General features: G+C 63.4%; 18 protein-coding genes and 1 tRNA gene. 8 read left to right on the top strand and 11 right to left on the bottom strand.

From position 1 onward, the window contains the following. Positions 1-9: 9 nt before the first annotated feature. Positions 10-1,911, bottom strand: coding sequence for a PAS domain-containing protein (locus HZR14_RS02315; RefSeq protein WP_181691255.1), 1,902 nt, complete (start codon positions 1,909-1,911; stop codon positions 10-12). A gap of 248 nt (positions 1,912-2,159) precedes the next feature. Between HZR14_RS02315 and HZR14_RS02310 the strand changes: the two genes are divergently transcribed. After that, the gene (locus HZR14_RS02310) at positions 2,160-5,021 is read left to right on the top strand and encodes an aconitate hydratase (RefSeq protein ID WP_181691254.1); all 2,862 of its coding nucleotides are present in this window, start codon (positions 2,160-2,162) and stop codon (positions 5,019-5,021) included. A 111-nt stretch (positions 5,022-5,132) separates the two neighbouring features. Here HZR14_RS02310 and HZR14_RS02305 read toward each other — a convergent pair whose 3' ends face one another. Further along, the gene (locus tag HZR14_RS02305) at positions 5,133-6,143 is read right to left on the bottom strand and encodes a DUF2249 domain-containing protein (protein WP_181691253.1); all 1,011 of its coding nucleotides are present in this window, start codon (positions 6,141-6,143) and stop codon (positions 5,133-5,135) included. Positions 6,144-6,413: 270 nt separating this feature from the next. Between HZR14_RS02305 and HZR14_RS02300 the strand changes: the two genes are divergently transcribed. Both HZR14_RS02300 and HZR14_RS02295 read left to right on the top strand, forming a co-directional pair. Continuing rightward, the gene (locus HZR14_RS02300; protein ID WP_181691252.1) at positions 6,414-7,301 is read left to right on the top strand and encodes a hypothetical protein; all 888 of its coding nucleotides are present in this window, start codon (positions 6,414-6,416) and stop codon (positions 7,299-7,301) included. Between the two features lie 151 nt (positions 7,302-7,452). Continuing rightward, complete coding sequence (locus HZR14_RS02295) at positions 7,453-9,237, top strand: ribosome biogenesis/translation initiation ATPase RLI (protein ID WP_181691251.1); 1,785 nt, start codon at positions 7,453-7,455, stop codon at positions 9,235-9,237. 395 nt (positions 9,238-9,632) lie between these two features. On the opposite strand, the gene HZR14_RS02290 is transcribed toward HZR14_RS02295, so the two are convergent. Then, complete coding sequence (locus HZR14_RS02290; RefSeq protein ID WP_181691250.1) at positions 9,633-9,866, bottom strand: DUF2249 domain-containing protein; 234 nt, start codon at positions 9,864-9,866, stop codon at positions 9,633-9,635. 85 nt (positions 9,867-9,951) lie between these two features. Beyond that, positions 9,952-10,131 carry a hypothetical protein gene (locus tag HZR14_RS02285; RefSeq protein WP_181691249.1) on the bottom strand — a complete coding sequence of 60 codons (180 nt, stop codon included), beginning with the start codon at positions 10,129-10,131 and terminating at the stop codon, positions 9,952-9,954. 173 nt (positions 10,132-10,304) lie between these two features. On the opposite strand from HZR14_RS02285, the gene HZR14_RS02280 reads away from it, so the two are divergent. Beyond that, positions 10,305-11,009: an SDR family NAD(P)-dependent oxidoreductase gene (locus HZR14_RS02280; protein WP_181691248.1), complete on the top strand. Its 705-nt coding sequence runs from the start codon at positions 10,305-10,307 to the stop codon at positions 11,007-11,009. 41 nt (positions 11,010-11,050) lie between these two features. Here the strand turns inward: HZR14_RS02280 and HZR14_RS02275 are convergent, their stop codons facing one another. Beyond that, positions 11,051-11,836, bottom strand: a complete 786-nt coding sequence (locus HZR14_RS02275) for a sulfurtransferase (RefSeq protein ID WP_181691247.1) — start codon at positions 11,834-11,836, stop codon at positions 11,051-11,053. 58 nt (positions 11,837-11,894) lie between these two features. Then, the gene (locus tag HZR14_RS02270) at positions 11,895-12,404 is read right to left on the bottom strand and encodes a hemerythrin domain-containing protein (RefSeq protein ID WP_181691246.1); all 510 of its coding nucleotides are present in this window, start codon (positions 12,402-12,404) and stop codon (positions 11,895-11,897) included. 359 nt (positions 12,405-12,763) lie between these two features. Here HZR14_RS02270 and HZR14_RS02265 point away from each other — a divergent pair, with 359 nt between their 5' ends. The 3 genes from HZR14_RS02265 (at position 12,764) to HZR14_RS14710 (ending at position 14,314) form a co-directional block, all read left to right on the top strand. Next, positions 12,764-13,456, top strand: coding sequence for a hypothetical protein (locus HZR14_RS02265; RefSeq protein ID WP_181691245.1), 693 nt, complete (start codon positions 12,764-12,766; stop codon positions 13,454-13,456). 121 nt (positions 13,457-13,577) lie between these two features. Then, on the top strand, positions 13,578-13,802 hold the full coding sequence (locus HZR14_RS02260; protein WP_181691244.1) for a UPF0175 family protein: 225 nt from the start codon (positions 13,578-13,580) through the stop codon (positions 13,800-13,802). A gap of 239 nt (positions 13,803-14,041) precedes the next feature. Then, positions 14,042-14,314 carry a PIN domain-containing protein gene (locus HZR14_RS14710; RefSeq protein WP_489675059.1) on the top strand — a complete coding sequence of 91 codons (273 nt, stop codon included), beginning with the start codon at positions 14,042-14,044 and terminating at the stop codon, positions 14,312-14,314. 7 nt (positions 14,315-14,321) lie between these two features. On the opposite strand, the gene HZR14_RS02255 is transcribed toward HZR14_RS14710, so the two are convergent. The 4 genes from HZR14_RS02255 to HZR14_RS02240 form a co-directional block, all read right to left on the bottom strand. Beyond that, a complete protein-coding gene (locus HZR14_RS02255; protein ID WP_220132409.1) occupies positions 14,322-15,002 on the bottom strand; it encodes an SWIM zinc finger family protein in 681 nt (226 codons plus the stop codon). A 356-nt stretch (positions 15,003-15,358) separates the two neighbouring features. Next, positions 15,359-15,430 (bottom strand) — tRNA-Thr (locus HZR14_RS02250). A 218-nt stretch (positions 15,431-15,648) separates the two neighbouring features. Next, the gene (locus HZR14_RS02245) at positions 15,649-16,752 is read right to left on the bottom strand and encodes a DNA-methyltransferase (protein ID WP_181691242.1); all 1,104 of its coding nucleotides are present in this window, start codon (positions 16,750-16,752) and stop codon (positions 15,649-15,651) included. 153 nt (positions 16,753-16,905) lie between these two features. Further along, positions 16,906-17,571, bottom strand: coding sequence for a DUF7114 family protein (locus HZR14_RS02240; RefSeq protein WP_181691241.1), 666 nt, complete (start codon positions 17,569-17,571; stop codon positions 16,906-16,908). Between the two features lie 156 nt (positions 17,572-17,727). Between HZR14_RS02240 and HZR14_RS02235 the strand changes: the two genes are divergently transcribed. After that, positions 17,728-18,435: an enoyl-CoA hydratase/isomerase family protein gene (locus HZR14_RS02235; protein ID WP_181691240.1), complete on the top strand. Its 708-nt coding sequence runs from the start codon at positions 17,728-17,730 to the stop codon at positions 18,433-18,435. Positions 18,436-18,465: 30 nt separating this feature from the next. Here HZR14_RS02235 and HZR14_RS02230 read toward each other — a convergent pair whose 3' ends face one another. Further along, the gene (locus HZR14_RS02230; RefSeq protein WP_181691239.1) at positions 18,466-19,293 is read right to left on the bottom strand and encodes an NAD+ synthase; all 828 of its coding nucleotides are present in this window, start codon (positions 19,291-19,293) and stop codon (positions 18,466-18,468) included. Between the last annotated feature and the right edge of the window lie 180 nt (positions 19,294-19,473).

Genomic DNA, 19,473 nt, shown 5'->3' with positions numbered 1-19,473 from the left:
GCGCGTTCGCTAGGTCTCCGCGAGGGGCAGTTCGACCACGAACACCGCACCCCCTGGGTCGGCATCGTCGGCCCGCGGCCGACCGTTTGAACGGTTTTCTCCCGTCCGGTCCTCGATCCAGACGGCACCGTTGTAGCTCTCGACGAGCGTCTCGACGAGATACAGACCGATCCCCGTCCCGTGGCTATCCAGTCCCGCCTCGCCCTTACCGAAGATCTCCGTTTTCCGAGCGTCCGGGATGCCGGGTCCGTTATCGGCGACCCGGACGACGACCGAGTCGTCGCGACACGTCGCCGAAACGGTCACCTCCGGCGTCTCCGAGTCGTTGTGCTGGACGGCGTTTTTCAGCAGGTTCCGGAAGACCGAATCGAGCATGTCGTGGGCTCGAACGTCGACCGGGGGGATCGTCCCCTCGGCCGCGACGCGGGCGTCGGAGTAGGTGGACCGAACCGCGGATAGCTGACGTTCGATCGTCTCTCGGAGGCCGACCGGCTTCAGTTCGGCCTCCGCCGAGAGCATCACGTTCGCCATCTCCCGGGCCGACGTCGTGAGTTCGTTGGCGTGGGCGGCGGCATCCAAGACCGTCTCGATGGAGTGCTGTACGTCCGGTTTTTCGCACGCCTGTTCGACGATTCCCGCGTGCCCGCTGATCAACTGGATATCGTTGCGGATATCGTGGCGGACCACCTGATTGAGTACCTCGAGGTTGTCCCGCTGTTCCTGTAGCCGACGCTGGTGTGCCTTGCGTTCGGTGATGTCCCGAACCAGCGCGTGTAACGCCTGCCCGTCCTCGTCCTCGAAGCGGCTGAGTTTGACTTCAGCCGGGAACGTCGTGCCGTCGGCGCGCCGATGTGTCCACTCGAAGAACGCTTGGCCCTCCTCGAAGGCCCGCTCGATGTGTGCCATCGCCGCCTCCCTCGAGTCGGTTCCGTCCGGCTGTCTCGGCGGGGAGAGTTCCCAGGGGGCGTGTTCGATGAAACGGTCGACGGAGTCGATGCCGAACAGCCCGAGGGTCCGCTCGTTGCAGTCCAAAAATCCGTCGCGGTCGAGTAACATGAGGGCGTCACGGATGTCCTCGAACAGGCTCCGGTATTTCTCTTCGCGGGCTTCGAGCGCGAGTTCGGCCCGCTTTCGGTCGTCGATGTCCTGGTGTATCCCGGTGGCCCGCACTGGCGTTCCCTCCTCGTCCCGTTCGACGACTTTTCCGATCGTTCGGACCCACTTCCACTCGCCCGAGATCGTCTCCAGGCGGTACTCACACTCGTAGTAAGGGGTCCGATCTTCGATGTGTTCGGACAGCGCCTCGTCGTGTCGTCGCTTGTCGTCGGGATGGACGACGTCCTCCCAGCCGCGAAGGTGGTCGCCCATTTCGGATCGGCTGTACCCGAGCATGTTCGTCAACAGCTCGTCACGGGAGACCTCGTCGGTTCGCATGTCCCAATCCCAGACGCCGAGGTTCGCGCCCTCGAGCGCCATCTTCAGCCGCTCGTTGGTTCGGTGGCGTTCCGCCGCCCGTTTCCTGCGTTCGGTGGCCTCCCGGCCGTGGAGTAAGATCCCGTCGATCACGTCGTCGTCGAGTTGGTTCCACATCGTGGCTTCGACCCAACACCACGAGCCGTCGGCCCGGCGGAGCCGGAACTCGGCCGTCTGTGGGTCCTCGGACGCGGCCTGGAGGGCTTCGATGGCCTCGGCGACGTTCACGTGATCGTCGGGATGGACGTACTCGTGGCCGAACGCACCGACCACCTCCGCGGGATCGTGTCCGAGCACGCGCTCGATAGCGGGACTTACGTAGACGATTGACCCGTCGGGATCGAGGACAGTCGTGATCGTGTTGGCCCGCTCGACGAGCCGACGGTACCACTCGCTACCGCGGTTAGAACGCGTGTCGGCCCCGTCTGAACCAGCCATTCTCGAATATACTATCATCGTTTGCCTACTTGAATCCAGTGGGGTCGATTCATACCGCCGGACGTACCGACGTGAATCGCGGGCCACTCGATACCCACGTTCGACCGGCGGTTCGGACATGTACCGAATCGGACGTTCACGAACGGACGTCCGGCAGTATCAGTACGAACGAGCGGGACGGGAGCACCGCTGGTTCGGTGGTGGCGTCCGGGCCGTCTCGTGCGATCACGTTCGGGACGGGATTGATAATGGCACTCGCCGAAGCGTGGAGTATTGTGACAGGTACGTTGCCATTCGACGCCGTCCGCGAACTCGACGTCGGCGGAACGACATACAAGATGGCCGATCTTCGGGTACTCGAAGAACAGGGGCTCTGTGACCTCGATACGCTCCCGGTGAGCATCCGGATCCTACTGGAGTCGGTACTCCGAAACGCCGACGGCGAGGGCATAACCGAGTCGGACGTCAAGAACGCCGCCGCCTGGGAACCGGACGTTCCGGACGCTGAGGTTCCGTTTTCGCCGTCACGGGTCGTCCTACAGGATCTCACCGGCGTTCCCGCGGTCGTCGATCTGGCCGCGCTTCGGTCCGAGGTCGACCGGAAGAATCGGGATCCGACGCTCGTCGAACCCGAGATTCCCTGTGATCTCGTGATCGACCACAGCGTCCAAGTCGACTACTTCGACTCCGAGGACGCCTACGAAAAGAACGTCGAGTTGGAATACGAACGGAACACCGAGCGGTATCGGGCGATCAAGTGGGCTCAAAACGCCTTCGAGAACTTCAACGTCGTCCCGCCGGGGACCGGTATCGTCCACCAGGTGAACCTCGAACACCTCGGCCGCGTCGTCCACGCCCGCGAACGGGACGGCGAGAACTGGCTCCTCCCGGACACGCTCGTCGGCACGGACAGCCACACGCCGATGATCGGCGGCATCGGCGTCGTCGGCTGGGGTGTCGGCGGTATCGAAGCGGAGGCGGCGATGCTCGGCCAACCGATCACGATGAAACTCCCGGAGGTCGTCGGCGTTCGGCTCGAGGGTGAGTTGCCCGAGGGGGCGACGGCCACGGATCTCGTGCTTCACATCACCGAGCGACTCCGTGAGGTCGGCGTCGTCGACCGGTTCGTCGAGTTCTTCGGCCCCGGCGTCGAGAACCTCACGGTACCCGACCGGGCGACGATCGCCAACATGGCACCCGAACAGGGATCGACGATCAGCATGTTCCCGGCCGACGAGCGAACGCTCGAGTATCTCGAGCTCACGGGACGCGACCCCGACCACATCGACCTCGTCCGCGAGTATCTCGACGCACAGGGTCTGTTCGGGGAACAGGAGCCGGAGTATACGGACGTCGTCGAGTTCGATCTCGGAACGGTCGAGCCGAGCCTCGCCGGTCACAAGCGGCCACAGGACCGGATCCCGATGGGGGACGTAAAAGGGAGCTTCCGGAAGCTCCTCTACGGCGAGTTCGAGGACGACCTCGACGACGTCGACGAGGACGCCCTGCAGCGGTGGCTCGACGAGGGTGGCACAGCCGGCGCGGAGACCGATGGCGGTCGCGTGAGCGGAGCGAACGACATCGCATCGGACCACCGCTCCGACGGCGGCGTCCAGGTCGGAACCGAATCCGAACTGGGACCGCTGACGAAACGCGTCGAGGTCGACCTCGACGGTGAGACGGTCGAGATCGGGCACGGTGACGTCCTCGTGAGCGCCATCACGAGCTGTACGAACACGTCGAACCCCTCGGTGATGATCGCTGCTGGCCTGCTCGCCCGGAATGCCGTCGAAAAGGGCCTGGACGTCCCGCCGTACGTCAAGACGAGTCTCGCACCGGGGAGCCGCGTCGTCACGCAGTATCTCGAGGAATCGGGGCTGCTCCCGTATCTCGAAGAGCTCGGATACGCCGTCGTCGGCTACGGCTGTACCACCTGTATCGGTAACGCCGGACCGCTTCCCGACCCGATCGAGCAGGCGATCGACGACCACGACCTCTGGACGACGAGCGTCCTCTCGGGGAACCGTAACTTCGAGGCGCGCATTCATCCGAAGATCCGGGCGAACTACCTCGCGAGCCCACCGCTCGCGGTCGCGTACGGACTCGCAGGACGAATGGATATCGACCTCGAAGACGAGCCCCTGGGCACCGATGCGGAGGGGAGCCCGGTCTATCTGGCCGACATCTGGCCCGATGCGGAGGAAGTACAGACGGCCATTCACGGGAACGTCTCCCCCGAGATGTTCGAGGAGAAGTACGCCTCGGTATACGAGGGCGACGACCGATGGGCCGCTCTCGATGCGCCGAGCGGTGACGTCTACGAGTGGGACGACGACTCGACGTACATCCGGGAACCGCCGTTCTTCCAGGACTTCCCGTTGGAGAAACCCGGCGTCGACGACATCGGGGGCGCGCGTTGTCTGTTGACGCTCGGCGATACCGTTACCACCGACCACATCAGTCCCGCCGGACCGTTCGGACCTGACCTCCCCGCCGGTCAGTGGCTCCTCGATCACGGCGTCGACCCGTACGAGTTCAACACCTACGGCGCACGCCGGGGGAACCACGAAGTGATGATGCGGGGGACGTTCGCCAACGTCCGCATCGAAAACGAAATGCTCGACGACGTCGAGGGCGGCTACACGGTCCACCATCCGACCGACGAACAAACCACGGTGTTCGAGGCCAGTCGCCGTTATCGGGAGGAGGGGATACCGCTCGTCGTGATGTCCGGCGAGGAGTTCGGTACCGGATCCAGCCGGGACTGGGCGGCGAAGGGAACGGATCTACTGGGTGTCCGCGCAACCATCGCCGAGAGTTACGAGCGCATCTACCGCGACAACCTCGTCGGCATGGGTGTACTCCCCTTACAGTTCGACGACGACTCGTGGCAGTCTCTCGGGCTGGATGGGTCGGAGGTCTTCGCGATTCGCGGGCTCGACGACGGCCTCGACGTGATGGACGAACTGACCGTCGTCGCCGAACGCGAGGACGGTTCGACCGTCGAGTTCCCGGTGACGGCACAGGTCGGTACGCCGGCCGCCGTTACCTACGTCGAACACGGCGGGATCCTCCATTACGTGCTCAGGCGGCTGCTTACCGAAAAATAGGCGAGCATCCCGCCCCCGAGGGGGCGACAGTAGCCGCTTTCGCAGGCGTGTTCATACCCGATCGGGGCCGTTTTCCCGTCGGCTGTCGGCGCGCGCTCGATACTGCCGTTCTCAAAACGGGGCTTCCGTCGTCTCCCCGGCCGCACCGTCTACGGCCGCCTCGGCCTTTCCGATCAACACCTTGAATTCGCCGGCGTCGCGCTGGCGGTACTCCCAGCGGAACTCCGGTCCCGCTTCGGCCTCGAACTGGTGATACAGCGGCTTCGGATCGTGGTCGTTCACCAACACGAATCCCGAGCCGACGTCCAGCCCGTCGTAGGCGTCGAATATCCGTTCGTGACGCTCGGCCGGCGGGAGCTCTCTGACGTCCAGTTTGCCGGTGACCTCGATCGCGTCGTCCTCGGTACTGTCGCCTTTCGTGACGTGGACACGACAGCGCCCCGGCTCCGACTCGACGACGTCCCAGGTGAACGAGTCGCCGTACTGCTGGCGGAACTCCCGACGGAGCGGCCGTGGCTCGTGGGGAGCGATGAGCTCCATCGTCTCGCCTTCCGGGATCATCCCGTAGCGGTGGTGGATCGTGGGATGTCGTTCCGGCTTCGGAATCTCGCGGACGTCGTATCGGGTGACGACGTCCTCGGCGGCGAACTCGGAGTCGGCGGTCTTGACGATCTCGACGCGGCACTCGCCGGCCCCCCGGTTCTCGTACTCCCAGTCGATCACGTCGCCGTGCATCGACCGGAGTTCGTGATACAGCGGCTTCGGATCGTGGTCGTTCACCAACACGAACCCCTCGCCGGCCCCCAGATCGTCGAACGCCTCGAGGAGTACCTCGTGTCGCCGCTGCGGCTTCAGATCACGGACGTCGATCGTCCCGAGTGCCCCGTCGTCGAGGGGGTCCCCCGCGGTTACCCGAAGTTCCCGCGGTTCCGCGTCGGGATGTTCGTACTCCCACTCCAGGGCACGGCCACGTTGGAGCTGATACCGAAGCAGGTGCGTGTCGATGTCCCGATCGGAGACGATATCGAAGCCGTCGCCGACGTCGGCTCCCTCCAACGCCTCGAAGAGCCGTTCACGGCGTTCGTCAGCCGAACAGTTCCGAAGGTCGATTTCGAGCGTCATCTCTGGGGAGATACCACCGGGGTACGGATGTGTTCTATCCCGAATTGATTCGGGCCGCTGTCCGTCCGTGATACGTCCGTCACGCGATTCGTCCTCCGTCCATCCGATATCCGATATCCGGCCGCCGAGAGATGACCGACACGCCACGTCGCCGGACAGGACGGCCGGTGGGCCCGTCGCCACTCACGGGGGACCGTTCCGTACCACGTCGGCCGAGTGCCGAATATATTTGCACGCACCCTTTTGTTTTAGGTCGTCCTAAAAACGTCGATGGCCGATCGAGGGATCCAGCTCGGGGAGACGGCTGCGCTCGGGGACGTGCTCTCCCTGGACCGAATACAATCGCGGATCGTGCTGGGACTGTTGCTCGGCGGTTCGTTCGCCGGCGTCTGGCTCGCCCACTGGGGGAGCCCACCGCTGAGTCGGGTGCTTTGGTGGGCCGTCGTCATCGCCAACGGGACGCTCGTCGGCGGGCTCTACTGGCGAGTGGTGCTCTTCGACGCCTCGCGTTTCGACGACACGAACACCGCCCGGTGGGTCCAGAATCGGTGGCGGCGGCTCGAAACCGTCTCCGTCTGGTCGTTCGCGCTCTGTGCGGCAGCCGGCCTGAGCCTCGCCCCATCCGGGATCGGGACGGCCGCGCTCGGCGCGGGAGCCGTCGTCTCCCCCGTACTCTGGGTCGGGATCCGTCGGGGCGGCGTCGACGGGGCCGGCTCGGCCCGGCGGACGGCGTACGTGCGGGCCGCCCTCCTCACCTCGACGCTGGTGGCACTCGGGGGGTTCGCGTGGCTGGAAACGGGGACCAGCATCGTCGACTGGGCGGTTCGGTTCGGTCACGTCGGCTCGTTCGCGCTCTGGATCGGGGGTGCTCTCTGGCACAACTCCCTCATTATCCCGGTGCTCCGATCCTCCGTCGCCGCGGACGCGCTGAAACAGCAGGCAGACCGCTTTCGTAGACACCTCCCGGCCGTCATCCTTCTGTTCTTCGTGACGGGGACCTATCAGACGATGGGTGTCATCGACCTATCGCTTGCCGCGTTTCTCGGGTCGGCAGTCGGGCGGCTGATCGGGGTGAAGCTGCTCGTCTTGCTCGTCTTGACCGGGCTGGTTCTCGCCAATCTCGTGCAAGCGGCATCCACACGCCGAGGCCGATCGTAGCCGGACCGCCGAGGCCGATCCTATGGACTCCGGAGACGACCCGCGGATGTCTCTCATCGAGAATACTTTCGCCGGAGTCTTCATTCGTCCGGACACCGAAATCCACCCGTAAGACGTCCCACGGTCCGCGATGCGGAACGGAGTACAACACATGTCCACCCCAACTGACTCAACGAAACAAGAATACATCGCGGTCATCGATCAAGAGGCGGTGACGGACGAGGTGCGTGATATCGCGGTCAACTACGACCCACTGAACCGGTCCGGCCACGAGGGATTCCACGTCACTGACGACGGCGAACTCCGCATCGACGACGCGAAGGTGATGCGCGAGCACAAACTCGTCGAAAAGAAGATCCCCAACGACGCGGTCCGCATCGTCCCGCTTCCCACCGAGACCGGCCAGCTCGTCCACCAGTACGGCGAGAACGGGTTCCGGCTGTACGACCTCCCCGCGCCGAGTGACGGTACCGTCGTCGGGTTGCTCGGCCGCAACGGGATCGGCAAAAGCACCGCACTCCGGATTCTGGCGGGAGATCTGGTCCCGAATTTCGGAAGCGACGGCCAAGGCGGCTGGGGACGGGCGATCGAGTCATTCCGTGGAACGACCATCCAGACACACCTCGAGCGGCTCGGAGACGGGACCGTCACGACCGTTCACAAAGACCAGCGGGTCGACTCGATGCCGGACGGCGACGCCGAGACGGTACGACAGCTGCTGGCCGGCCGACCGGAAGCCCCCGGGCTTCTCGACGAACTCGGGTTGCGGTCCGTCCGTGACCGCTCGTTGGACGACCTCTCGGGCGGGGAACGACAGCGCGTCGCCATCGCGGCAGCGCTGATGGCCGATGCGGACCTCTATCTGTTCGACGAGCCCTCCTCGTTTCTCGACGTCGGACAGCGTACCGCCGTCGCGCGGATCATTCGCGACCGTATCAGGGAGGCCGACGCGTCGGCACTGGTCGTCGAACACGACCTGATGATGCTGGACCTCCTTTCGGACAACGTCCACGTCCTGTACGGCGACCCCGGCAGCTTCGGCGTCGTCTCCCAGCAGCTATCGACCCGCGAAGGCATCAACCAGTTTCTGGACGGATATTTAACAGGGGACAACGTCCGGATCCGACGCAACTCGATCGAGTTCGCCACGGCGGCCGACCGCGCGTTCGCCGACGGACCCCCGCTTTTCGAATATCCGACACTTCAAAAGGAGTTCGACGGATTCGGGGTTTCGGCCCACCCGGGAGGGATCTCCGCCGGCGAGTCCGTCGGCATCGTCGGGGAGAACGCGCTCGGCAAGACGACGTTTGTGAAGATGCTCGCGGGGAGCATCGAGGCCGACGACGGCGACGGTCCCGACGATCTGACCGTCTCGTACAAGCCACAGTACATCACGCCGGACGGTCGGGGAACGGTCCGAGAGCGATTTGCCAGCGTCACCGACGTCTACTCGGAGCGCTTCAAGACGAGGATCCGGGATCCCTTCGACGTCGAAGCGCTGTACGACAGATCGCTCGACTCGCTGTCCGGCGGGGAACTACAGCGTGTCGGCGTTGCGCTGTGTCTCGCCCGCGACGCGGACGCGTATCTCCTCGACGAACCGTCTGCCTTTTTGGACGTCGAGCGTCGCGTGTCGCTCGCCGATCGGCTCCGGCGCTTCAGCGACCGAACGGACTGCCCCGTTCTCGTCGTCGACCACGACCTCTTCGTGATCGATCGGGTTGCCGATCGAGTGATCGTGTTCGAGGGAACCTCGGGCGAACGTGGGCGTGCCCACTCGCCACGGCCGATGCGGGAGGGGATGAACGCGTTCCTCTCCTCGCTCGGAATCACCTTCCGCCGCGATGTGCGAACCGGTCGCCCCCGCGTAAACAAACCGGGGAGTCGACTCGATCGTGAACAGAAAGCCGACGATGAGTACTATGTATACCGATAAGCGCGTGAATGCGTACGTCCGTGTATGCCGAGTCGATGCGTATTGCGGACATACCCGGGGCGGGGCTCGGACGGGGGGGGCCGTCGCCGGCGGGAACTGGCTCGGCGATGACGGTTCGCGGCGGGAACTGGCTCGGCGATGACGGTTCGCGGCGGGAACGGCGTCAGTCGCTGTCCTGCGGCAGGTGCGCGCCACACTCCGGACATTCCTCGTCGGTGATCGTCACCTGGAGGTCACACTTCGGACAGTACTCCCGGTAACACGCTGGATCGCCCATAGCGTGGCTTGCCGACCGACCGACATAGGTGTTGCCTAGGGAATCGAACCGCGGCGACGGGTGATGGCCGCGGTCCGTCGTAGAAGACAGGATGCCGAATGCCGTACGGGTGCCGGCGTTATTTTTTCGGAAGCGTCGCGATGAACTCGTTCGGGCCGACACGATCGACGGCGTAGCCATCGGCGTCGAACGACTCGATTTCGGCGGCCATCTGGTGGTACAGCGGCGTCGGTTCGTGATCGTTGACCAGTGTCAAAGCCTCACCGCTTTTCAGTTCCTCGAACGCGTCGAAGATCTTCGGGTGCCGTTGTGGCGGCGGGATCTCCCGGAGATCGAGTTGCTGTTCAGCCATTTGCATCCGTACCGTGATGCGCCCTCCGCGAAACGTTTGTCGCGAAGGTATTCGAGAACCGGTAATGGATGCCGAAACACTGGAGTCACGCCGTATGCTCACCGCCGAACGCCCAGACGGTACTCTGTATCGACTTCCCGAGGAAATACCCCACGAAGGACCAGAACACGCCGCCCTCGGGTCCCTGAAACGCGAGCCCACCAATAGCACAGAGAACACCGAACACGACCCCGAGATGCGTTGTTGCGGATGGCAGCGTTTGCACAGCCCCTCTATGAACAGCCAATATAAAATCTGTTCGTCCGAATCGATTCGGGTCGAACACGTCGACGATCTGATCGCCGATCTCGATCAGGCCCTCGCGAACGTCGTGTAGCCGGACGGATACCGCCGACGAGCGCCGGGAAATATATACGCCTCGCGTTCGCCTTCGACAGCATGACCCGTACGGCTGTCCTCGCCGGCGTCGGCCCCGGACTCGGTGAATCGATCGCGCGACGGTTCGCGTCCGAAGGACTCGCGGTCGGGCTACTCGCGCGCAGCGACGACTACCTCGATTCGCTGGCGGCCGACCTCCGGGGGACGGCGGGCGAGGCCGTCGCCGTTCGCTGTGACCTCGCCGAGCCGGCCGACGTCGATCGGGCGTTCGGCGAGGTTCGGGACGCGCTCGGCCCCGTCGACGTCCTCGTCAACCACGCGAGCGCCGCCCCCTGGAAGGGGCTAACGGACGTCTCCGGCCCGGAGTTCCAGCGGGCACTCGACGTCGGCCCGCGCGCGGCGCTGCACTGCTCTCAGGCGGCCGTCGACGACATGCGGTCGAGTGGCGGGGGCGGCACGATCATCTTCACGGGCGCGACCACGTCCGTCAGGGGACGGGAGAACGCGATCGGGTTCTCGGCGGCGAAGTTCGCCTGCCGCGGAATGGCCGAATCGATGGCCAGAGAGCTCGGTCCCGAGGGCATTCACGTCGCCCACGTCGTCCTCGACGGACAGATCCTCCCGCCGGACGGCCCCGGCGGACGAAAGGACTCGGAGTTTCTCGATCCCGACGCGATCGCCGATAGCTACTGGCACCTCGTCGAACAGGACCGCAGTGCGTGGACGCTCGAACTGGATCTCCGCCCGCACGTCGAGGACTTTTGATACTGCCGGCGAGACCAGTGTCACACGATTCGCGTCCCACCTCACGGGACGTCCGGGGCCGTCGTCTCGACCGGCCCGCCGTATGCCGCCCACGCGTCGATACCGCCTTCGTAGAATGCGACGTCGTTGTATCCGAGCTCACACAACACGGCATAGACGAAGCTCAACCGGCGAGCCGTATTACAGTAGAGCCGGATCGGTCTCCCGGGGACGAGACCGTCGGTTTCGAGGATCGCTGCCGTCTCCTCTCGTGGCTTGAGCCGCCGTGTCTCCCCATCGACCAGGGCTCGCCACTGGACGTTCACCGCACCCGGGAGGTGGACAGTGTCGTATTCGATCGGATCGCGGGTGTCCACGACGACAGCATCGCCATCGAGCGCGTCTTCGAGTTCGGCCGCGCTAATTAGGGGGCCGCCGTCCAGCCGTCGACACGCGTAGTTGGTCTCCGGCGTCTCGAGAACAGCGGACGTCGTCTCGTGTGTCCGGGCCCACGCTTCGAGGTCGCCGTCGAGGAGCCGGAGTCGATCGGCTTCGTGGCCCAATACCTCCGCCGTCACCAGAAACCGCGACGCGTAAACGCCACAGCCGCCGTCGTAGGCGACGATTCGGTCGTCGGGGGCGATCCCGGCCCCACTCAAAAGCGATGCGAACGCCGCCGGCGTCGGGAGCGTTCCCTCCGTCCTGTCGCTCGGATCCCGAAACTGCTCGAACGGGACGTGGACCGCACCGGGAACGTGACCGTCCGCGTACTCCCCTTCACGACGGACGTCTACCACGGTGTCCGCCTCCCGAGCAACGCGCTCCGGTGGGACGAATTTCTCTGTCATCGTCGTGTTTTGTCTGCCATGTTGGGTCGCGGGTATCGCGTGTGTCGTCGATCGGGTATCAGGCGACGATCTCCTCGGGACTCGGTCGGACGGTCTCGTCGTACTCGGTGAGCGTCAGCCCCTGTTCGTTCGCCGCCTCCATGCTCCGTTTGATGTCTTCGAAAACCTCGTCGTCGGCCTTTTCGAGGTAGACCGTCAGCCCGTCGCAGTCGCTGACGTGGACCATGATGTTCGGCAGCGCCCGAAGTGCCTCCTGTGTTTCGGCCTTGGAGAGGACGTCTTGACTCGTGAGGTCGGCGAGCGTCTCGGCGGCCTCGATCGCTTCGTCGTGTTCGGCGACCAGCTCCTTTACTTTCTGCTCGCCGAAGAACGTGATTAACGCCGGATACAGCGCGTCCTCCTCGTACTGGAAATGCGGCCCCGCCGCGACATCGATTTCATGGACCAGCTCCTCGGCGCGGTCTAGGTCGCCCGCCTCGATCGCGTCCGAGAGTTCGAGGCATTTGTCTCTGGTCTGACGGTGCTCCTCCTGGAACGTCTCGATGACGTGTTCTCTGGCATCGCTCATGCACGGGAAAGCACGTGGCCGACCGGTGTCAAACTTCGGCTGTGGGAGAGTGTTCTCCCCATCTACGACGCCGTGGCTGGAGAAACAGCCCGGCAGTTTATTTATTTATAACGAACATATTCGGCACTGACACGTCCGTTCGGCCCCTCGATATACCGGACGTATTTTCTGCTATCGGACGGCCTCGCGTGGGCGGTGACGTCTGCCCGGAGCGGGCGAACGTCTCCCGGACGACGGCTGTGCCGGCTGCGGTCTGGGTGGCGGGTCCCAGCGCGAGTACGTTCCGGGTCCGAGAGGAGAAAACGTGCCGCTTTTTGATGCTGGGGGACAAACGCGTCCCACTGGAGGGAGTTCCGACAATGCCTACATCCCGGCGGCGAACACTGGTTGCGCTCTCGGCGGTCCTTTCGGCCGGCATCGGCGGGTGTATCGGTGGAGGGGCGGACGGTTCCGATGCCACGCCAGAGACGACCGATCGTCCCGACGCCACGGCGACGCCGGACGAGGAGCCCGAGCCGGCGGCGCTCGAAGCCACCGATCTCGCCCTCGACGCGGCCCGGGTCCACGACCGATACACCCGCCGGGTCGACGACCTGCAACTCCTCGTCGCCCGTTGGGTCCGGACACCGACCGCGACGGTCGTCGATCCGGACGACGGTAGCCGTCGTGAGATACGCGCCGATCGCGAGGCGTTCGTTCAACTGCAGACGACGGCGACACCGCGACCAGGAGCCGAGGGCGTCCCCGGTCTCGACGCCTGGCCGCCCCGGCGCAACGCCGAGTTGACGTCGCCCGATGAGTGGCCGCTATGTGACGCCGCGACCGGCGCTCGAACCGACCCGCTGACCGATCTCCCCGACGGGACACCGCTCACCTGGATCGACGACAGCGCCGAGCACCCGATGTTCCCCACGACGCTCGGATATCCCACGTACGGCCCGCCGGCCCCGCTCACCTACGATACCGACTTCGATCCCGGCGACGGCGTGGTCGTTCTCGACGTGAGCCCGCACGTCGATCCCGACGCGGCACCCAGATATCTCCACCTCTAACGGGTATCAGATCTCACCAGCTCTGGCAATTTATAATCCCGGCAAGGACGATCTGGATTTGGAACGTGACCTCTCTTTGGGGGATACATTCTTACGCGCACAGCCCCGATATTGGAACAGGATGGCGTCGTCAACCAGCCCCGAAGCGAACGACGAACTAGCGACCGCTGTCGGTCAGTACGTTCTGGGCGAGATCTCGCTCGGGAAGGCTGCCGAATCAGCGGGAATGTCTCGCTGGGAGTTCGAGGAAGTCCTCGAAGAGGCTGGATTTACGGCGCTTTACGGGCCACGAACGGACGCCGATCTTCGAGACGAAATCGACGTCGCACGGAACTTCGACGAGTGAATGACCGGCGGGTACCCCCAGCCAGTCATCCTCGACACTACGGTCGTCAGTAACTTCGCCAGTACAGATAGTGTTTCGTTCCTCGCTGCCGTACTGGAGTCGCCAGTCATCGTTCCAGCTGTTCGTGACGAACTCGAGCGTGGTCTGGACGCTGGCCACGGGTATCTCGACACCGCCGTCGATGCGCTCGGTGGGAACTACCAGTTCGGCCCGTCTCAGCCGACGACGGCGGTCGGGACATCCGTGACCGACTGGACCGCGGCGAAGCAGAATCACTGCTCGGTGCCATCGAACACCGTGGAACGCTTGCGACCGACGACCTCGCTGCCCGAAAGGTCGCCGGCCAGCGAGAGGTCCCGGTTACGGGACCGATCGGACTGCTCGTGCTCGGTGTCGAATCGGCGCATCTCGACCGTGACACCGCCGACGAGTGGCTCGATACGTGGCGGGAGCGGCGCGGGTACTACGCGCCCGTCGAAAGCGTGGCCGAGTTACTCGGCGACGAAGGATAGCGACGGTTCAGTTGGATCCAGTCCGCAACGTTTCGAGCGCGGCCGCGTATCTCTCTGCCAGATAATCTACTGCCTCGGTGGTTCGCTCCGAGATCACGTCGACGTGCGCCTGGTACTCGTCGTCGCTCAGATCAGCCGCCCGGATGCACTCGACGTAGCGGTCCAGTGCGGTCTGGAACGTCTCCGTGTAGTGGTCGTACGCGGCGTCCACGCGGTCCATGTTCCGCTCGATGCCCTCAAAGAGTGCCCGATAGATCGTCGCAGCCGCGTGATGGTGGCCGCGCTCCCGATATCGGCCGGCTGAATCCAGAAACCGAGAGAAATCGGTCGCCTCGACGACGAGCCCGTCGTCCCTCGCGTGTTCGTCGAACAGTTGCTCGATCTCAGTCCGGTACTCGTCGACCGACTTTCCGAGCGTGTCGCCGAACCGCGCGAGAAACCGATCGCGCAGCTCGGGGTTCCGGGCGAGTTCCTCGACGACGAACGAGCGAAGGTCGTCGGACGACACGTCGTCGATCACTCCTTCTATACGTTCGCTCTGGTCCGCTGGCGGATTCTCGGTGACGTCTAGCAGTACCCCCACGACGTGCTTACAGTCCCCGGGTCCGGTGTACGGACACGTGCAGGTCGCACTGACGGTCTCCTCGGTGAGATCGACGGCAACCTCGTATAGTCGTGAGCCCTGCACAGTCGCCGTCACGAGGCTTCCGAATCTGTTCCGTCGCTGTATGCGCCCCTCGGCACGATAGGTTTGCCCCCGCTCGAAGACTGCCGCCGTGCAGCGGTCTCGGATCTGGTCCCGTCCGACGTCCATTGTCTCTACTGATACTGTCGGACGTAACTACTTGAATCGAAAATCTCTGAGCGTCGTGTTACAGTACGGTTTCGTCTATCTAAACGATTCAGGTATTCACGAAATTACGTCCGACAGTATGAAACGTACGGACCAGTGGGTATTAGCTACTGGGCTATCCGCGTCAACGACTGAGAGAATGGATCCACCCACGACTGAATGTCGTTTTGGGCTTTAGGGAAGAGTGCTGAAGCCTGAGGCGGGATTTGAACCCGCGGTCTCGTCCTTACCAAGGACGCGCTTTACCGCTAAGCTACCCAGGCACTACGCAGGTGCGTACACCCATTTTCCGCCTTCCGCGTTCGATTTTACTACACAGCCGTATATGAATGTGATGAAAGCCACCGGGCGTGCCGTACCGTGACGTGCCAAAGCCGTAATTGGAACCTTCCCGAAGCGCGCCCCCTCGATGAGGAGAACCACTCAATCAAAGCGTCTATTTGGCCGTCCGTCAAGCAATTCTGAGAGCGACGAAACTCCGTTAGAAATCCGAAAGTGAAGCTACTTCGCCACCCTGTTTGTTTTCTTCAATCTGGACATCCGTATCCTCCACGGGGTTGTGTGACACCTCGTACCCCTCCTCGGTTTCTCGAACATCCGAGACAGAGTAGAACTGAATCGGTTTCTCCTGCTTCGTCGTGACGGGGAAGTCGTAGTTATCAGCTTGATATTTGAAGTCCTTCCCCTCGGACAGACGCTCCTCAACAAACTGTTTGTGGTCGTCTAACCGTTGTTTGACGACCTCACGCGAGTATCCCGGAATATCTTCGGCTCGTTGCTTGAACAACTGCACGAATTCCTCATCCAGCTCATATCCGACGGAGTTTCGCCCCGCGACCATCGCGGCGAACGATGTCGTGCCTGTTCCCCAAAACGGGTCAAGCACCGTATCTCCATAGACAGAATACATATTGATGAGTCGATATGGAATCTCAAATGGGTACGCCGCAGAACGCTCCCTTAATTCGCTTTGTTCAAGAGCTTGAAGCTCCCCTTTAATCTCCATCCAAACGTCGGAAAACCACTGGTTCCTTTCTTCCCAAAAGTACGCCGAATTGTAGCGTCGTTCCGACCCCGGCTCGAAGGTTCGACTATCCTTCTCGTTACGGAAGACGAGAATATACTCGTGTTCCAGCGTTACGTAGGCGTTGGGCGGGAGCATACCTGAACCCATAAACTTGGCTCCCGAATTGACGGGTTTGCGCCACAGAAGTTCAGGTAGCGGCTCGAAGCCGAAGTCTTCGAAAGCGTTGATAATTCGGGAGTGGTTCTGGAAAACGCGAAAACTCCCGTCCACTTTCCGTGTGGCGTCACCGATGTTGATACACGCGATGCCACCATCGACCAGCACCCGACTGACCTCTTTCCAGACCTTCTCAAGCTCCTCGTGCATCTGAGAGAATGCGGCTTGCCCTTCGCCCGCTTCGAGAGAAGCTGTTATCTCCGGATTGAGTTCTGAGAATAGCTCGTCCCACATCTCAATCATTGGATAAGGGGGCGAAGTAACGACCAGTTCAACGGAGTCGTCGTCTATTTTCGAAAGTGAGCGAGAGTCTCCGGTAACGATGCGATGAGTCGTCTCCATTAAGTACGACTTCCCCGCGTTACCCCCCTTAACTTTTCGTGAGAGCGATTCAGCGCAGAATCTCATCGAGTTCGTCTAAACGTAATTTCAAGGCATTAATCGTTTCGATTCGCAGCCGCTGTGATACGGTTTCGCTCCCGGCAACGGGACACACTACGTACCGGACGACCGCGAGAACTCCCCGGGCGTAGTCGTATCGGGGCTCGCGACCGCGTTCGAGATCCGTTCACTGACGCCGCCGAGGGCCGAATCAGTCTCCGGAAGCGGAGCGGTCCCTAGCTCCTCGGAGAGGTCGTCGGCGAGGGCGTCGATCGGTTCTGGAACCGATCCCAGCACGACGTCCGCTCCGGCTCTGACCGCGATTCGGACGAACTCCGCTTCCAGTCGTCGATCGAGGTCGGCCGGATTACGTGCGGTTTCACGGAGCGTCTGGTCGCGGCCGAAGTGTCGGACCGCGTCCACGACGTCCATCGCGATACCGGTGTGGGCGAGATACTCGAATCCGCGGGCGACGAGGACCTCGGCGGCGATCGCGTTCATATCGCCGTTCTCCCGGTCGCCGCTCGACCACGGGTCGGTATCGATGAGCTCACGCGACAGCCGGAGTCCCTCGTAGCTCATCTGGACTCCGGCACCGCGGCGTGAGACGGTGTCGAGGTCGGTCGACTCCTCCAGCGCCGTCGCCGTCAATACGGTGAGTGCACCGGGGGTCATCGACGCCGAGTCGAGCACTCCCTCGAGGCGCGATCGAAGGGCTTCGGGGGTGATATCGCCGATCCCTTCGCGGAACGCGGCCCGAGCATGCGCGGTTTCGTCCATCTACGGACACATAGGAACGCGAGGGGCAAATCAGTTTGGAAAGACAGTATCCCCCGTATCGATCGGTCGTCGTCGACGGCTATCCGAACCGCGACTCCCACGGCCCTGATCCGGGAGATCGCAGCACTTACGACCCGTAGCGTCCGCCATCCAGTAATGATCGATATCGACGATCAGGACGAGGTGCGGGTGGTCACGTTCGACCGTCCCGGAAGACGCAACGCGATTACGCCGGCCGGACTCGAGGCACTCGAAGCGGCGGTCCGCGATCCGCCGGCATCCGTGGTATATCTGCGTGGAGCGGGCGACGCCTTTTGTGCGGGTGCGGATCTCGAAACCGTCGCGGGCGTCGCCGACGGCGGTGACGTCGAGGCGTTCGTCAGGCGGGGCCAGCGGACCGCGAACGCGATCGAAAACAGTCCTTCGGTCGTGATCGCCGGGATCGACGGGGCCGCCCGCGGCGGCGGCGTCGAACTTGCGTTGGCCTGTGATATGCGGATTGCGACACCGCAGGCGACGTTCGCGGAACCGGGCGTGACGTTCGGGCTCTTCGGCGCGTGGGGGGGGACGGTCAGACTGCCCGAGACCGTCGGCCTCGGTGATGCGCTCGATTTTTCGCTGTCTGGTCGGGTCATCGATAGCCGAAACGCCCGCCGGATCGGACTCGTCTCCCGGGTCGTCGAGGACCCTCGTACGGTCGTCGAACAGGTCGCAGAGAACGACCCGACGGCTCTCGAAAAAATAAAGACGTGTCTGAGAAGTCGGACGGACGAAAAGCAACGGGAAGACATCGAGGTGGCCGCCTTCGAGACACTCGTCGAAACACACGCCGAGCGGCTCAAGGAGTTCGCCGACTCGTCTTGACCCGTCCTCGCTCGCCCCGCCAACGGCGTCCTACAGCGGGTCGGGGGCCGGCGGCATGGCCCGTTTGTGCGCGCTCGTTTCGTAGAGTTCGAGGACGCGATCGACCGCTCCTCTAGGGACGTCGATCGTCTCGACCGTCGCGTGTTTCGAGAGCGGGCCGTGGACGTGTAGCGCCAAGATCGCGTCGAGGTCGTCGTATCCCAGCCCCATCTCCTCCTCGTCGGTTTGGCCCTCCCACATCGCCGCCGTCGGCGTCCGGGTGACGAGGTCCTCGGGAACGCCGAGGTCGCGTGCGAGTTGGCGGACCTGACACTTGTAGAGGTTCCCGATCGGGTTACAATCGACCGCCTGGTCGCCGTACTTCGTGAAATACCCCGTCGCGGCCTCGGATCGGTTGCCGGTCCCGAGGACGACTCGGCTTTCGGCGTTGGCGAGGAAGTAATTCAATACGGCTCGGGTCCGGACCCGAACGTTGCCGAGCGCCATTCGATCCCCCGCGGCGTGGTCGGGTGCGGCGTCCACGAACGCGTCTACGATCGGGTTGATATCGATCGTATCGTACTCGATCCCGAGCGCCTCGGCGACCCGTTCGGCATCCGTTTCGTCCGCATCGAGGTTGGCCGAACTCGGCATCAACAGCCCGTGGACCGAGTCGGCACCGAGTGCTTCGACGGCCAGATAGGCCGTCGCCGTGGAATCGATCCCGCCCGAGAGCCCGATGACAGCCCCTTCGGCACCGGCGTCGTCGACGAAATCGGCGATAAACCCGACGATGTGTTCGCGTCTTCGCTCGAGCTCCGTTTCCGAAAACAGCAACTCGACACCCGTTTCGTTCCGTAACGCCTCCGTGTTCGTCATTACCGCTCCGTTGGGCCTCTCAGCATTAATACCCTCCCGTCATCCGATGGTTTCTGGACGACCGTTCGGTTCAGCGTTCGTGGGTTCCGAGACGCTACGTTCAAGTATAGCGGGACGGAATAGCCGTATGCGCGCCGTTGGTCCAGTGGTAGGACATTAGCTTCCCAAGCTAATAGCCCG

Origin of the sequence: Natronomonas salinimetallica (assembly GCF_013839515.1) — an archaeon.
GTDB lineage: Archaea > Halobacteriota > Halobacteria > Halobacteriales > Haloarculaceae > Natronomonas.
The sequence above is the reverse complement of the archived record's forward strand: the minus strand, read 5'-3'. Positions and strand labels throughout refer to the sequence as shown.

Excerpts from the sequence above, each read along its gene's own strand:
- HZR14_RS02315 (WP_181691255.1), bottom strand. The coding sequence starts at position 1,911 with ATGGCTGGTTCAGACGGGGCCGACACGCGTTCTAACCGCGGTAGCGAG.
- HZR14_RS02310 (WP_181691254.1), top strand. The coding sequence starts at position 2,160 with ATGGCACTCGCCGAAGCGTGGAGTATTGTGACAGGTACGTTGCCATTC.
- HZR14_RS02305 (WP_181691253.1), bottom strand. The coding sequence starts at position 6,143 with ATGACGCTCGAAATCGACCTTCGGAACTGTTCGGCTGACGAACGCCGT.
- HZR14_RS02300 (WP_181691252.1), top strand. The coding sequence starts at position 6,414 with ATGGCCGATCGAGGGATCCAGCTCGGGGAGACGGCTGCGCTCGGGGAC.
- HZR14_RS02295 (WP_181691251.1), top strand. The coding sequence starts at position 7,453 with ATGTCCACCCCAACTGACTCAACGAAACAAGAATACATCGCGGTCATC.
- HZR14_RS02290 (WP_181691250.1), bottom strand. The coding sequence starts at position 9,866 with ATGGCTGAACAGCAACTCGATCTCCGGGAGATCCCGCCGCCACAACGG.
- HZR14_RS02280 (WP_181691248.1), top strand. The coding sequence starts at position 10,305 with ATGACCCGTACGGCTGTCCTCGCCGGCGTCGGCCCCGGACTCGGTGAA.
- HZR14_RS02275 (WP_181691247.1), bottom strand. The coding sequence starts at position 11,836 with ATGACAGAGAAATTCGTCCCACCGGAGCGCGTTGCTCGGGAGGCGGAC.
- HZR14_RS02270 (WP_181691246.1), bottom strand. The coding sequence starts at position 12,404 with ATGAGCGATGCCAGAGAACACGTCATCGAGACGTTCCAGGAGGAGCAC.
- HZR14_RS02265 (WP_181691245.1), top strand. The coding sequence starts at position 12,764 with ATGCCTACATCCCGGCGGCGAACACTGGTTGCGCTCTCGGCGGTCCTT.
- HZR14_RS02260 (WP_181691244.1), top strand. The coding sequence starts at position 13,578 with ATGGCGTCGTCAACCAGCCCCGAAGCGAACGACGAACTAGCGACCGCT.
- HZR14_RS02245 (WP_181691242.1), bottom strand. The coding sequence starts at position 16,752 with ATGGAGACGACTCATCGCATCGTTACCGGAGACTCTCGCTCACTTTCG.
- HZR14_RS02240 (WP_181691241.1), bottom strand. The coding sequence starts at position 17,571 with ATGGACGAAACCGCGCATGCTCGGGCCGCGTTCCGCGAAGGGATCGGC.
- HZR14_RS02235 (WP_181691240.1), top strand. The coding sequence starts at position 17,728 with ATGATCGATATCGACGATCAGGACGAGGTGCGGGTGGTCACGTTCGAC.
- HZR14_RS02230 (WP_181691239.1), bottom strand. The coding sequence starts at position 19,293 with ATGACGAACACGGAGGCGTTACGGAACGAAACGGGTGTCGAGTTGCTG.